The sequence below is a fragment of the Janthinobacterium sp. SUN033 genome (genome assembly GCF_030397595.1).
Taxonomy (GTDB): Bacteria; Pseudomonadota; Gammaproteobacteria; order Burkholderiales; family Burkholderiaceae_D; genus Janthinobacterium; species Janthinobacterium kumbetense.
In genome coordinates this window covers 191,744-205,929 of the sequence record NZ_JAPQNV010000007.1, presented here as the reverse complement: position 1 = coordinate 205,929, position 14,186 = coordinate 191,744, and the positions used below count along the sequence as shown (strand labels likewise).

The 14,186-nt window shown below is 61.8% G+C and carries 9 protein-coding genes; 5 read left to right on the top strand and 4 right to left on the bottom strand.

The window, feature by feature from the left end; genetic code table 11:
* Positions 1–185 precede the first annotated feature (185 nt).
* Entirely contained in the window at positions 186–2,852 is a 2,667-nt protein-coding gene (locus tag OX460_RS26465; protein ID WP_077399489.1) for a DNA topoisomerase III, read from the top strand.
* A gap of 66 nt (positions 2,853–2,918) precedes the next feature.
* Here the strand turns inward: OX460_RS26465 and OX460_RS26460 are convergent, their stop codons facing one another.
* From OX460_RS26460 to OX460_RS26450, 3 genes are all read right to left on the bottom strand, one after another.
* The gene (locus OX460_RS26460) at positions 2,919–3,647 is read right to left on the bottom strand and encodes a hypothetical protein (RefSeq protein ID WP_289900440.1); all 729 of its coding nucleotides are present in this window, start codon (positions 3,645–3,647) and stop codon (positions 2,919–2,921) included.
* 74 nt (positions 3,648–3,721) lie between these two features.
* A complete protein-coding gene (locus OX460_RS26455; protein ID WP_289900439.1) occupies positions 3,722–5,146 on the bottom strand; it encodes an alkaline phosphatase in 1,425 nt (474 codons plus the stop codon).
* A gap of 29 nt (positions 5,147–5,175) precedes the next feature.
* On the bottom strand, positions 5,176–6,576 hold the full coding sequence (locus tag OX460_RS26450; protein WP_289900473.1) for an alkaline phosphatase: 1,401 nt from the start codon (positions 6,574–6,576) through the stop codon (positions 5,176–5,178).
* A 320-nt stretch (positions 6,577–6,896) separates the two neighbouring features.
* On the opposite strand from OX460_RS26450, the gene OX460_RS26445 reads away from it, so the two are divergent.
* From OX460_RS26445 to OX460_RS26430, 4 genes are all read left to right on the top strand, one after another.
* Entirely contained in the window at positions 6,897–7,766 is an 870-nt protein-coding gene (locus OX460_RS26445; RefSeq protein ID WP_289900438.1) for an MBL fold metallo-hydrolase, read from the top strand.
* A gap of 20 nt (positions 7,767–7,786) precedes the next feature.
* Entirely contained in the window at positions 7,787–8,443 is a 657-nt protein-coding gene (locus OX460_RS26440; protein ID WP_289900437.1) for a DsbA family protein, read from the top strand.
* Positions 8,444–8,536: 93 nt separating this feature from the next.
* Positions 8,537–10,000 (top strand): catalase, encoded by a 1,464-nt coding sequence (locus OX460_RS26435; RefSeq protein WP_289900436.1) that lies wholly within the window; start codon positions 8,537–8,539, stop codon positions 9,998–10,000.
* 170 nt (positions 10,001–10,170) lie between these two features.
* A complete protein-coding gene (locus OX460_RS26430) occupies positions 10,171–10,554 on the top strand; it encodes a hypothetical protein (protein ID WP_251350992.1) in 384 nt (127 codons plus the stop codon).
* 52 nt (positions 10,555–10,606) lie between these two features.
* Here OX460_RS26430 and OX460_RS26425 read toward each other — a convergent pair whose 3' ends face one another.
* Positions 10,607–14,185, bottom strand: coding sequence for a M1 family aminopeptidase (locus tag OX460_RS26425; protein ID WP_289900435.1), 3,579 nt, complete (start codon positions 14,183–14,185; stop codon positions 10,607–10,609).
* Between the last annotated feature and the right edge of the window lies 1 nt (position 14,186).

The following is a 14,186-nucleotide window of genomic DNA, read 5'->3' as shown; positions in this document are numbered from 1 at the left end:
GTTTGCGCTTGCGCATTCTTGCTTGCAGATAACTTGCCGAATTCTTCAATAGGCGCTTATCATTGGCCGCTTGACAAGACCACAAGTCACAAGGCCTTGCGCAGACAAAAGCGTCGGCGCCTGGCAATGCACTGTATGATGCGCATGCTGAAACTATCCTAGAGCATTTTTCGAGACTAAAAAATATGACAAAAACCCTCATCATCGCCGAGAAGCCTTCTGTCGCGAACGATATCGCGAAGACGCTTGGCGGCTTTACCAAGCACGATGAGTACTTTGAATCGGATGAATACGTCCTGTCGTCGGCGGTCGGCCACTTGCTGGAGATCGCCGTGCCGGAAGAATTCGACGTGAAGCGCGGAAAATGGAGTTTCGCGCACTTGCCGATGATTCCACCGTATTTCGCGCTGAACCCGATCGCCAAGACGGAAGCGCGCCTCAAAGTATTAAACAAGCTGATCAAACGCAAAGACGTCACCACCCTCATCAACGCATGCGATGCGGGGCGCGAAGGCGAGCTGATTTTCCGCCTGATCGCGCAAAACGCGAAAGCCAAGCAACCGGTCAAGCGCCTGTGGCTGCAGTCGATGACGCCGGGCGCCATCCGCGACGGTTTCTCGCACCTGCGCAGCGACGAAGAAATGCTGCCGCTGGCCGATGCGGCCCGCTGCCGTTCGGAAGCCGATTGGTTGATCGGTATCAATGGCACGCGCGCCATGACGGCGTTTAATTCGAAGGAAGGCGGTTTTTATCTGACCACCGTGGGCCGCGTGCAAACGCCGACCCTGTCCATCGTGGTCGAACGCGAAGACAAGATCAAGAAATTCGTGCCGCGCGACTTCTGGGAAGTGCGCGCCGAATTCGTTTGCGCGGCCGGTATCTATGAAGGCCGCTGGCTCGACACGAAGTTCAAGAAGGACGAGAACGACCCCGAGAAGCGCGCCGAGCGCCTGTGGAGCAAGACGGCTGCCGATTCGATCGCCACCGCCTGCCGCGGCCGCCAAGGCAATGTCACGGAAGAGTCGAAACCGACCACCTCGATGGCGCCGGGCCTGTTCGACCTGACCAGCCTGCAGCGCGAAGCGAACTCGCGTTTCGGCTTCTCGGCCAAGAACACCCTGGGCCTGGCCCAGGCGCTGTATGAAAAGCACAAGGTGCTGACGTATCCGCGTACCGATTCGCGCCACCTGCCGGAAGACTACATGCCGACCGTGCTGCAGGCGCTGGAAACGGTCAAGGACAACAGCAACTACCACCAGTTCGCCAAGCAGATCATCGACAAGGGCTGGGTCAAGCCGAACAAGCGCATTTTCGACAACACCAAGATCTCGGATCACTTCGCGATCATCCCGACGACGATCGCGCCGAAAAACCTGTCCGAGCCGGAACAGAAGCTGTATGACCTCGTCACGCGCCGCTTCATGGCCGTGTTCTTCCCGCCTGCGGAATTCCAGGTCACTACGCGCTACACGGAAGTGTCCGGCCATCAGTTCAAGACTGAAGGCAAGGTCATGACCAATCCGGGCTGGCTGGCCATCTACGGCAAGGAAGCGTCGACGGACGCCGACAAGGAAAGCAATGGCAACGGCAACCTGGTGCCCGTCGCCAAGGGCGAAAAAGTGCAGACGGAAAGCGTCAACGCCAACGGCCTGGTGACGAAGCCGCCTGCGCGCTTCACGGAGGCGACCTTGCTGTCGGCCATGGAAGGCGCCGGCAAGCTGATCGACGATGACGAGTTGCGCGATGCGATGGCCGGCAAGGGTCTCGGCACCCCGGCGACGCGCGCGGCCACCATTGAGGGCTTGCTGACGGAACGCTACCTGATCCGCGAAGGCCGCGAACTGATTCCGACGGCCAAGGCATCGCAGCTGATGACTTTGCTCAAAGGCCTGGGCGTCAATGAATTGACGGCGCCGGAGCTGACGGGCGAATGGGAATACAAGCTGTCGCAGATGGAAAAGGGCAAGATTTCGCGCGAAGAATTCATGCGCGAAATCGCGCAGATGACGCAGATCATCGTCAAGCGCGCCAAGGAATACGATAATGACACCATTCCGGGCGACTATGCGACCCTGGAAACGCCATGCCCCAACTGCAGCGGCGTGGTGAAGGAAAACTACCGTCGTTTCGCCTGCACCAAGTGCGAATTCTCGATGAGCAAGACACCGGGTTCGCGCCAGTTCGAAATTGCCGAAGTGGAGCAATTGCTGAAGGACCGCACCATCGGCCCGCTGCAAGGCTTCCGCTCGAAGATGGGCCGTCCGTTCGCGGCCATCCTGCGCATCGTGCGCGATGAAGAGATCAAGAATTTCAAGCTGGAATTCGATTTCGGCCAGAACGACGAGAGCGAAGACGGCGAAGGCGTCGATTTCACGGGCCAGACGCCCGTGGGACCGTGCCCCAAGTGCAACGCCGGCGTGTACGAAATGGGCCTGGCCTATGTGTGCGAACACAGCGTGGCCAAGCCGAAGACGTGCGACTTCCGCAGCGGCCGTATCATCTTGCAGCAGGAAATCTTGCCGGAACAAATGGCAAAACTGCTCAACGACGGCAAGACGGACTTGCTGCCGGGCTTTGTTTCGCAGCGTACCCGCCGCCCGTTCAAGGCATTCCTCGTGCGCGGCAAGGATGGCAAGGTGAGCTTCGAGTTTGAAGAGCGCAAGGCCAAGCCGGGCGCCAAGACGAAGGCGGCAGCGGCCGAGGCCGAAGGCGAAGAAGGCGCGGCGCCAGCAAAGAAAACGGCCGTCAAGAAAGCGGCAGCCGTCAAAAAAGCGCCGGCCAAGAAAGCTGCGGCCGTGAAAAAGCCGGCCGCCAAGAAGGCGCCGGCGAAGAAGGCGGCAGCGGCGGAGTAATCCGGCGCCAGCCAGACAGACAAAAGCCAGGGATCGCTCCCTGGCTTTTTTTACGTCCCGGGGCGCTTAGTCCAGGTAGTCCGAATACTCGCGCTGCGCGTAGTTCTGCAAGTTGGCCCACGGCTGCGCCTTGCTGACGGTGGGCTGCAGCTTGACGTCGACCCGGCGATAGAAGGTATTCGCGCGGTCGCCGCTTTCGATGATCAGCGGAATCTGTTTTTGCTCATCCCACAGGATGCGCTGGAACACACCATTCTTTTCCACTTCGCGCCAGCGCGCGCCCGTCACGTTCGACGCCTGTTTCGACAGCGGCATGGCGGCCACCAGTTTCGGGTCCAGCAGATAAAAACTGTTTTCCCAGGAACCGTCGAAATTGACGTTTTCGTACTCGGCCTTGGGGATGGCGACGACGATCTTGTCATGCGCATCGATGTATTCCACGCGCACGGTGTTCTTTTCCAGCATCACGTGGCGCGGTATCAGCACGGGATTGAAGTGCTTGTGCTCATGCTGCGTGGCCGCGGTCGACGTTTTCAATGCCACTTTCTTGTTTTCACCGTGGCTGTGGCCCGCATGCGCATCGGCCGACGGCGCCAGCACGCGCTCGACCCACACGTGGCCGGGGCGGCGCAGCATCTTTTCTTCGTAGCGGCTTTCGCGCGTCACGCCTTCGGGCGTCAGGACGCGGCTGTAATAGGTGATGCCCAGGTCCAGGTCGGCAGGCGTGGCAGGAGCGGCTTGCGCGCTGGCGGCAAAGCCGGCGGCGAGGAGGACGGCGATCAGGGACGATTTCATGGTGTTGCCTTTACGTGCAGAGGGGCGGAGGGCATACGCCATCCGCCCCGGTGGGGTTACCGTGTTGATGTGGATCAGAAGCCGAAGGCCGCCTTCAGCAGGTCAAACACCTTGGTGTTGTCCAGGGTGCCCTTGAAGGCCTTCGCGCCGGCGCCCGTGGCCAGCAGCTTGACGTCGCCGCCGCCGTGGGTTTCGCTGGCCAGGCGCACGCCTGTTTCTTGCAGGTAGTTGTCTTTCAGGGCCGTGGCGCTGTCGACGTTGCTGCGCAGGGCAGGGCGGTTCGGGCCGTTGCCGAACACCAGGGTGGTGTAGGTATTGCCATCGGCATCCTTGCTCGGCTGGTTATCCTTGTAGCCGCGGTTGATGTCGAGGATGTGGTTGCCGCGCTTGCCGTAGCCGTTGAAGGCCAGGGTGTGGTCATGGTCGGCCGTGACGACGATCAGGGTATTTTCCAGCTTCGGATCGGTTTCCTTGATCTTGGCGATGGCCGCCTTGATGGCGTCGTCGAAGGCGATGGTGTCCGTCAGCGCGCGCTTGGCGTTGATGCCGTGCAAGGCGTGGTCGATGCGGCCGCCTTCGACCATCAGGAAGTAGCCGTTCGCGTTTTTCGACAGCAAGTCGATGGCTTTCAGCGTCATTTCCGACAGGCTAGGCTGGGTCGCGCCTTCGCCCAGCGGCGGCGTGGCGGTGCGGTCCAGTTCATATTCCAGGTGGCTGCGGGTGCTGTACAGGCCGATGAATTTCTTGCCGCTCTGCGCCGCGGCCATTTCCGCCTTGTTGGCGGCCACGGTATAGCCCTTGGCGGCAAATTCCGTCAACAGGTTGCGGCCATCGGCGCGGCCATACTTGTTGCTGGCCGACCAAGGCGTAAAGTGGTTGCGGCCGCCACCCATCAGCACGTCGACGCCGTCGCCCAGGGCCGCGTTGTAGCCCGCGCCGCCCGGCACCGTTTGTGCAGCGATCGCGTATTGCGCATTGCGGTTGCAGATGTGCGAGAAAGTCGTCGCCGGCGTGGCGTGCGTCAGTTCCGTGGTGGTGATGGCGCCCACGGCCTTGCCCTTGGCTTTCGCCAATTCCAGGATGGTCGGCGCGCTCTTGCCGCCGGCCGGGCAGTTGTCCACGCCCAGGTTGCCGTTGACGTCGCGGCTCGGTTCCTTGGCGATGGTGTCCTGCGCCATCGAGATGACTTCATTGTTCATCTTGACGCCGGTCATGTAGGCGGCCATCGATGGCGCGCTGTCCGTCGTTTGCGCATCGTTCGAGAACGTCTTGATGCGCGCCGTGCGCTCCAGCGTGTCCATCGTCAGGTTGCCGTCTTCCTGGTACTGGTAGATGCGCGCCGCCGTCACGACGGACGGGCCCATGCCGTCGCCGAGGAAGAAGATGACGTTCTTGGCGTCGGCGGCGTAGGCGCTGGCGACGCTGGCGGCCACGAGCGTGGTCAGCAAGGAGAGTTTCAGGGCCGATTTCAGTGCGGCGGGTGTCGATGCAAGTTTCATGTGCTTGTCCAATTCTTGTCTCTTGGGGATTACAGACCGCCGGCGGTCTTGACCAGGCCGAATACTTTGGTGTTTTCGATGGTGCCAAGGAAGGTTTCCGAACCCTTGCCGATGGCGCCCAGGAAGACGTCGGTGCCGCCGTGGGTTTCATTGCCGACCGAGGTGCGGATCACTGCTTCCTGGTGGTAATTATTGGCGCTGGTGACGGTTTCATCGAGGCTGGCCATGGCGGCGCGGCTCGATTGCGTGCGGTTTTCGCCATTGCCGAAGCCGATGATCGAATACGGTGCGCCATCCAGGTCTTTCTCGACCGCGCCGGTCACGTAATTCTTCACCACGCCCAGCACGCCAGGGTTGCCGGCAGCCGTCTTGCCCGTGCGCTTGGCGTAGCCGTTCAGCACCAGCGTGTGGTCATGGTCGGCCGTGACGACGATCAGGGTATTGGCCAGGGTCGGATCGGTCAGCTTGGCTTTTTCGATGGCGGCCTTGATGGCGTTGTCGAACGCGACGGTGTCTTGCAACGCTTTCTTGGCGGTCGTTTCGTGCAGCGCATGGTCGATGCGGCCGCCTTCGACCATCAGGAAATAACCCTTCTTGTTCTTGGCCAGCACGTCCATGGCCTTGGTGGTCATTTCCGCCAGGCTAGGTTCCTTCGCTGCGTCGCGGTCCAGGTCGTAGCTCATGTGGCTGGACGTGAACACGCCGAACAAACGGTCCGTCTTGGCCGCATCGACGGCCTTGAAGTCGGTGGCGTTGTTGGCGACCGTGTAGCTTTTGGCTTTCAATTCGGCGATCAGGTCGCGGCCGTCGGAACGCTTGCCGCCATCCTTGAATTGCTTGAAGAATTGCGCGCCGCCACCGAGGACCACTTCCAGGCCGGTGGTGCCCAGGGCGCTGTTGTAGCCCGTGCCGCCCGGCACCAGGGCCGCGGCGATATCGTTTTCCAGGTCGCGGTGGCAGATGTGCGAGTAGGTCGCGGCCGGCGTGGCGTGTGTCACGCGCGCCGTGCTGACGACGCCGGCGGCGAAGCCCTTGGCCTTGGCCAGTTCCAGCAAGGTGGTGGCGGGCGTGCCGTTGCCGGTGCCGCATTTGTTGACCAGCTTGTTGTTATTCGCATCCGTGCCCGGATCGATGGCGACCGTGTTGGACGACATGGAGATGACTTCATTGTTCATCTTGACGCCGGTCATGTAGGCGGCCATCGATGGCGCGCTGTCCGTCACTTGCGCGTCGTTCGAGTACGTTTTCACGAAGGCCGTTTCCGGCAGGGTGTCCATGGTCAGCGCACCCTCTTCGCCCACGGAATAGATGCGCGCGGCCGTCATGGTGGTCAGGCCCATGCCATCGCCAAGGAAGAAGATGACGTTTTTCGGCGGCGCTTCAGCCACTGTCTCTTCTTTTTTTGCGTCGCTGCCGCAGGCGGCCAGCATCAGGGTGATGGCGACGCTGCAGCCAGCGACGGAAATTTTTCTGCGTGTCATGTGGTTCATCCGGCTAGGTTTGAAAGAGCTAGCAAGATAACAATCCAATGTGACACCCTCATGACGCTGTGACACATTTTGCGACGGCACTACGCCGCCGCAGTGGCGTGACTTTGGCGCGCGCCGTCGTTGGAAAAATACGCCGTAGCGTGTTCGTCATCGGGTGATTGCATCGATATAAGCAACAAACTATTGCGCTTTACCTAGTTTTTCTACCGCTTTGAGCAACGTAAGATGCAGTCATCCCAATCATCTTGTGAAGGCGCATCATGTTCTCCAAATCCATCAGCAGCGTTTTTGTCTCCACCCTGTTTGCCGCCGGCGCCGCCTCGGCCGCCGCCAGCGCACCCCTGACCCTGGAAGTCTTCAATCCGGGCGAAGCGGCTATCTTTCCCGTCGCTTCCGTGCTGGTCGCGGGCAAGCATGACGCCGTGCTGATCGATGCGCAATTTTCGCGCGCCGAAGCGCAAAAACTGGTGGAAAAGATCCGCGCCAGCGGCAAGAAACTGACGACCGTGTACATCAGCCACAGCGATCCCGATTTTTACTTTGGCCTCGACGTGATCAAGGCTGCGTTCCCGCAGGCGAAAATCGTTGCCACGCCAGAAACCGTCGCGGAAATCCGCCGCAAGGCTGACGCCAAGGTCGCCTACTGGGGCCCGATCCTGAAAGACAATGCGCCGCACGGCATCGTCATCCCCGACGCGCTGAAGGGCAAGCGCATCAGCCTGGAAGGCCAGTCGCTGGACATCGCCGGCCCGACGCCAGCGCGCACCTATGTGTGGATTCCATCGATCAAGGCCGTCGTCGGTGGCGTGGTGCTGTTTGGCAACTTGCACGTGTGGACAGCCGATACGCAAAGCCTGCAATCGCGCCAGGACTGGCTCAAGACCCTGGACGGCATCGCCGCCCTGAAACCCGTCACCGTCGTGCCGGGCCACTTCAAGGTCGGTTCGCCCCTGACGCCGGACAGCATCGGTTTTACGCGTGACTACCTGGTGACGTTCGAAGCGGAAACGGCCAAGGCCGCCAATTCGGCCGCCCTGATCGAGGCGATGAAACAGCATTACCCGAGCCTGGGCCTCGATGGCGCCCTGGAGACCAGCGCGAAGGTCGCCAAAGGCGAAATGAAATGGTAAGCGGCAACAAGGAGTCAACCATGCCCACACTGCACTACATTTTCGACCCCCTGTGCGGCTGGTGCTACGGCGCCGCGCCGCTGGTCGAGGCGGCACGCGCCGTGCCCGGACTGGCGCTGGCCTTTCACGCCGGCGGCATGATGACGGGCAGCAATCGCCGCCAGATCACGCCCGCTTGGCGCGGCTATGTGCTGCCGCATGACCGGCGCATCGAGCAATTGTCTGGCCAGCCGTTTGGCGACGCCTATATCAATGGCTTGCTGAACGACACCACGGCCATGATGGATTCCGAACCGCCGATCACGGCCATCCTGGCGGCGGAAATGCTGGCCGGCAAGGGCCTGGACATGCTGCAGCGCGTGCAACGCGCCCATTACGTGGACGGCTTGCGCATCGCCGACCTGCCCGTGCTGGTGGCGCTGGCGCAAGAACTGGGCATGGACGGCGCCGCCTTCCAGGCCGCATATGCGCAACAGGCGGGCGCCGCCACGCAGCGGCATATCGACGCCAGCCGCGCCTTGCTGGCGCAGGTGGGCGGACAGGGCTTTCCTACCTTCGTGCTCGACGATGGCAGCGGCAAGCTGTCCGTGATCGATATCGGCGGCTTCCTGGGCCAGCCGGCGAAACTGCAGGCGCAACTGGGCGGCGTGTGCGATGCACACGGTTGTGCATTGTAAATATCTATCGGTTCGATAAAATCAATTAGCTTTTCCTTTGTTGTTGACCTCGTTACACTAGTTCTATTAGTCAACAACGAAGGAAAAGCAGCCATGAGCCAACAGCCGCCATTCAGTACCGCCTCGGGCATCCCCGTCGCCGATAACCAGAATTCCCTCAGCGCCGGCCCCCGTGGCCCCTTGCTGCTGCAAGACTTCCACCTGATCGAAAAACTCCAGCATTTCAACCGCGAGCGCATTCCCGAGCGCGTGGTGCACGCGAAAGGGTCGGGCGCCTACGGCACCTTTACCGTCACGCACGACATTTCGCGCCATACCAAGGCCAAGCTGTTCAGTGAAGTGGGTAAGCAGACGGCCACCTTCGCGCGCTTTTCCACCGTCGGTGGCGAACGCGGCAGCGCCGACACGGAACGCGACCCGCGCGGCTTCGCCGTGCGCTTCTATACGGAAGAGGGCAATTGGGACTTGGTTGGCAACAACACGCCGATGTTCTTCATCAAGGACCCGATCAAGTTTCCCGACTTTGTCCACACGCAAAAGCGCGATCCGCAAAGCAACTTGAAATCGGCGGAAATGATGTTCGATTTCTGGAGCCATGCGCCGGAAAGCTTGCACCAGGTCACCATGCTGTTCTCGGACCGGGGCACGCCGGACGGCTACCGCCACATGGATGGCTTCGGCAGCCACACGTATAGCCTGATCAATGCCGACGGCCAGCGCGTGTACGTGAAATGGCACTTCAAGACGCGCCAGGGCATCAAGAACCTGCCTGCCGCGGAAGCGGGCCGCCTGGCCGGTGCCGACCCCGACTACGCCCAGCGCGACCTGTTCGGCGCCATCGAGCGCGGCGATTTCCCCCAGTGGGAAGTCAAGCTGCAGGTGGCGACGCAGGAGCAACTCGATGCATGGGAGCAGCGCACGGGCTGGAACCCGTTCGATTTGACGAAAGTGTGGCCGCATGCGGACTTCCCGCTGTTGCCAGTCGGTATTTTCGAGCTGAACCGCAACCCTGATAATTACCACGCGGAAGTCGAGCAAGCGGCCTTTTCGCCGGCCAACGCCGTGCCCGGCATGGGATATTCACCGGACAAGATGCTGCAAGGCCGCTTGTTCGCCTACCACGACGCCCAACTGTACCGGGTCGGCACGAACCACCAGCACTTGCCCGTGAATGCGGCCCGCTGCCCCTTCCACAACCAGCAGCGCGATGGCGGCATGGCGATCAACAATGGCGGCGCGGCGCGCAACTATGCGAACGTGGCGGCGGCCGGCACGCAGCCGCAAGGGCTGGGCCACGGCGAGCCGGCGCTGGACCTGGCCGGCGGCGCGGCGCGCTACGATGGCCGCGGCGTGGAAGATGATTACACGCAAGCCGGCAATCTGTTCCGTTTGATGTCGCTGCAGGCGAAGCAAAACCTGTTCGACAACCTGGCCGGTCCCTTGAGCCAGGTGCGGCCGGAAACCCTGCAGCGTCAGCTGGGCCACTTCGACCGGGCCGATGCCGCGTATGGCGCCGGCGTGCGGGCCGCCTTGCAGGCGCGTGGCGTGGTGCTGTAATTATGTGTTGCAGGCGGAACAAGCTTGTTCCGCCTGTTGTTGATACAGCACAAATTAGAGGGAGATACCAAATATTGCCGTATGGACATATTTGCCGCCCATGCGTAGACTTGTCGGTCTGATGATCGCGCGGCCTTCCTGGCAGCGTCCTGACTAGAAAGTCTTGTAATATGAATATGGCGAAGCTGTCGGTGCATGGGGACGACCCCACGCTCAAATCCATCCTCGAAGTCTTGCCCACGGATCCCGAACGGCAATGGCGCAAGGGCGAGGCGAAGGGCGCGGGCCGCGTGCATCTCGATTCCGGCTTCGAGGTGCTGATCGCGCAGGCATCCAAATCGCAAGTGTTGCCCTCGCGCATACGCAGCTACCTGGCCGAATGCCGCTCGCGCGGCGTCAGCTTCACCATGCCGCGTATCGTTGCCGAGCTGCAACTGGAGCTGAATGGCGACGACACGGTCGACTCTCCGCTGGATCTGACCCTGGCCGACATGCAGCACCTGACGGAAATGGGCATCAGCCTGAGCCTGGTGACGCGTTGCGCCGAGGCTTGAGAAGCGCCTGAGAATAAAAAAATGGCCACCTTTCCAGGGTGGCCATTTTTTGTCATGGTTCGGCGATGTCGACGGTGACCATATTGTCATCGGGCTTGCGGTCGATCAGCTTGTTGTCCGGATCGATGCCCGCCTTGCCGGGACGGCTGCCCACGATGACGGTATAGCTCGCTTCGCGCGCCGTCATGCGCAGGCGTTCGCGCAGCAGCGGATGGCCGTTCGCGTCGTCGACGCCGATCTCGATCCAGTCGTGCAGGGGCGCGTCGTGCTCCTCGCCCTGTTCGCCGGCCGTCAACTTGCTCGCCTGCACTTTCACGGTGACGGCGTACTTGCCGTCGCTGCGTTTCGTGGCCGTGGCCGACAGGGCGCGGTTGTCGAACAGCACGATTTTCTCGAACAGGTCGTCGATCAGGTAAGCTTGCTCGGGCGGCGTGACCTGGCGCAAGCCCTGGATCAGGGCCGTCACGCTGGCATACGGCGGGCCTTTCTGGCCATGCGTCTTCAGCAATTCGCGCAGCACGCCGTTGACCTTGTCTTCGCCGATGATGTCTTGCAGCAAGTACATGGCCAGGCTGCCCTTGTTGTAGTGGATGTAGGGCTGGTTTTCATTCTCGGCCAGCGGCAATTCCTTCTTGCGCTCTTCGCTGCGCCCCATCAGGTATTGATTCAGGTCATAGCGCAGGAAGCGGCGCATCTTGGCCGGCCCCACGGTTTTCTTCATCACCATCAGGGCCGAATATTCGGCCAGGGTTTCGCTGAGCACGGTAGCGCCCCGTGTATTGCCGCCCACCAATTGATGCGCCCACCACTGGTGCGCCACTTCATGCGCCGTCACGTAGAACGGATAATCGATATCCTTGGGATTCTTGTCATCGACCCTGGCGATGAAGCCCAGCCCTTCCGAGTACGGTATCGTGTTCGGGAACGATTGCGCAAACGTGGCGTAGCGGGGGAATTCGACGATGCGCAGGACCTTGTGCTGGTAGGGGCCGAAGTTCTTCGTGTAGTACTCGAGCGCTTCCTTGCTGCCGCGCACGAAGCGATCGAGGTTGTATTCATGGCCAGGGTGGTAATACACGTCGATGGCCACGTCTTGCCAGCGCTCGTGCTTGACGGCGTAGCGGGCCGACTGGAACGCGTAAAAATTCAGGATCGGCTGTTCCATCGTGTAATGGAAGTAATGGCGGCCCTTGGCGATCCAGTCGTTGTCCAGCATGCCCGGCGCGATGGCCGTCTGGCCGTCGACGGTACTGACGGTGGCGTCGAAGTTGATGCGGTCGGCGTCGTTGCTGATGTAATTGTCGGCCAGCCCCCGTGCATCGTCGCGCGGCAAGGCCCGTTCGCGCGCCGGCAAGCCGTGTTTCTTGCGGTCGCGCGGGTCCGTCAATTCCTGCTGCGGCTGGTAGCCGATGTGGGGCAGCACGGCATTCGTGAAGAAGGTGCCGTTGGCCACCACGGGCGTGTCCTGGCCCAGGCCGAAGATGCCGCGCGGCGCAAAGCGGACGTCGAAATCGAGGCCCAGGGTGGCGCCCGGCGCCAGCGGCGCGGCCAGGCGGTAGCTGTAAAAGCCCAGCTTGCCGTCATCGAGGCCGGGATGCACGCGCGCGTCAAAACGCAGGCGCATGGTGGAGCTCGGATCTTGCTGCACAAAAATGTGGCTGATCGGCAGGCTGGTCTTGTTTTGCAGCACATAGCGGCCCGTGACGGCCAAGGTGCGCTGCGCCGGGTAGATGGCCACGTCGAGTTTCACGTCGGTGATTCTCGGCTGCGGCGTGGCGGCAAACTTGCGGTACTGGCGCTCGACTGTGGCGCGGTCCGCATCGCGGGCGAATTCGGACTTGTAATCGTTGGCCACGTGGTAGACGTAGAACAGCACCGCGCCGGCGCCGACGAAGATCAGGGCGCCGCCGGCAAAGCTGGCCAGCACGCCCTGCGTCAGGCCGTGGCGCGCCAGGCGCAGGCGGATGCGCCAGCTGTCCTGCGCGCCGCGGGGCCAGAACAGCAGCGACAGCACCGTCAGCATGACGGCCGCGCCGCTCCAGTACAGCAAGTACCAGCGTTCGCGCAACAGATAGTGGCCGGCGCCGTTCATGGCCGAATACACGAAGTCCGGCGTGTTGCCGTACAGCAGCAGCGGATCGCCCAGGCCCAGCGAGGAAAAGCTGATGCTGGCGATGTGGTACAGGATCATGGCGAAATACGCCAGGTACTTGTGATTGATCAACAGCTGCAAAAAGATGGCCAGCACGGCGATCAGCGCGTAGGACGGCAGGTGCGACAGGAACAGCGATTCCAGGTACAGGCCGGGGTCGAGGCGGTAATAACCCTTGAAGACCTGGATCGACATGCCGCACAGCATGATTACCAGGCTCAGCAAGGCCTGCAGGCCGATCAGCGCAAACAGCTTCGACAGCAGGGGCAGCCAGTTCGGCACGGGCAGGGCGTCGAGCATCAAGTGCGTGCCCGCCTCGCGTTCGCGCCACACCAGTTCGCCCGCATAGAAAGTGGTAATGATCAGCATGAACAGGGCGAACGAGGCGCTGACCATGTCCAGCACCCTTTCCGTCACGGGATACGTATTCGTGCCATAGATGGAGCCCATGTCGAGCGCGCCGCCATACATGGTCAGCACGCCGGCCAGCACGATGACGACAAAATAGATGTTCTTGATGGTTTCGCGCAGATTCAGCCAGCTCATCTTGAGGAGCAGGGCGGCCAGGTTACGCTGCGCGAAGTCCGGTGTTTCCTGCGTGGACAGCGAAGCGTTCGACAGGCGCAGCGGGACGTCGCCCTCGCTGCGGCGCTTGCCGGCGCCCGCGTCCGTCGTGGCGTGGAACTGGAAGCGCCAGTAGCCGAGCAGCAATGCCACCAGGGCGAAGCCGGACCAGATGGCGCGGTTCAGCAAATACACGCCTTCCAGGGTCACCAGGCGCGTGTTGCGCTCCGCGTTCGGCCAGTATTCCGTCAGGCGTATCAGCGCCGTGGTGCCGAAGGGGTCGATCAGGGCGGCCAGGGTCTTGTAGTCGAGATCGCGTGCCAGGGACGGGGCCACCAGGTAGCCGATCAGCATGACCACCGAGCTGATGTAGACGGGCAGCATGCGCCGCGTCAGGGCCGCGATGACGAAGAAGATGGCGCCAAAGATGAACAGGTTTGGCAGTAGGGTAAATACATACGGCATCAGGTAGGCCAGCGCCCGTTGCGGCCCCAGCCGTTCCGGGTCGATGCCGGGCAACCAGGCGCCCAGCCAGGCACCGATGACGATGCTGGAAAACACCACCGCCAGCACCAGCCAGGCGCCGAGGAAGCGGCCGAACACATACTGGTATTTCCGGATCGGCGCGCTGAAGAAGAAATGCTGCATGCCGTATTCGAAATCCTGCTGCACCGAACGGCCCATCATGGCGGCCACCACGACGGCGCCGAAACAGCCCAGCAGGCTGCACGTGAATGCCAGCGAGCGGGGCGCGTTGATCAGGAACTTGCCGCCGAAACTGATGCTCGCTTCCTTGAAGACGCCGCCGGCGGCGGCCATCCACAGCATGGCCAGCGCCAGGAACATGGCGAAATACACCCAGGTGGACAGCAGCTTGAGCCGCTGTCGCGCTTCAAAGCGGGCGATGGCAAACATG

Excerpts from the sequence above, each read along its gene's own strand:
- OX460_RS26465 (WP_077399489.1), top strand. The coding sequence starts at position 186 with ATGACAAAAACCCTCATCATCGCCGAGAAGCCTTCTGTCGCGAACGAT.
- OX460_RS26460 (WP_289900440.1), bottom strand. The coding sequence starts at position 3,647 with ATGAAATCGTCCCTGATCGCCGTCCTCCTCGCCGCCGGCTTTGCCGCC.
- OX460_RS26455 (WP_289900439.1), bottom strand. The coding sequence starts at position 5,146 with ATGAAACTTGCATCGACACCCGCCGCACTGAAATCGGCCCTGAAACTC.
- OX460_RS26450 (WP_289900473.1), bottom strand. The coding sequence starts at position 6,576 with ATGCTGGCCGCCTGCGGCAGCGACGCAAAAAAAGAAGAGACAGTGGCT.
- OX460_RS26445 (WP_289900438.1), top strand. The coding sequence starts at position 6,897 with ATGTTCTCCAAATCCATCAGCAGCGTTTTTGTCTCCACCCTGTTTGCC.
- OX460_RS26440 (WP_289900437.1), top strand. The coding sequence starts at position 7,787 with ATGCCCACACTGCACTACATTTTCGACCCCCTGTGCGGCTGGTGCTAC.
- OX460_RS26435 (WP_289900436.1), top strand. The coding sequence starts at position 8,537 with ATGAGCCAACAGCCGCCATTCAGTACCGCCTCGGGCATCCCCGTCGCC.
- OX460_RS26430 (WP_251350992.1), top strand. The coding sequence starts at position 10,171 with ATGAATATGGCGAAGCTGTCGGTGCATGGGGACGACCCCACGCTCAAA.
- OX460_RS26425 (WP_289900435.1), bottom strand. The coding sequence starts at position 14,185 with ATGTTTGCCATCGCCCGCTTTGAAGCGCGACAGCGGCTCAAGCTGCTG.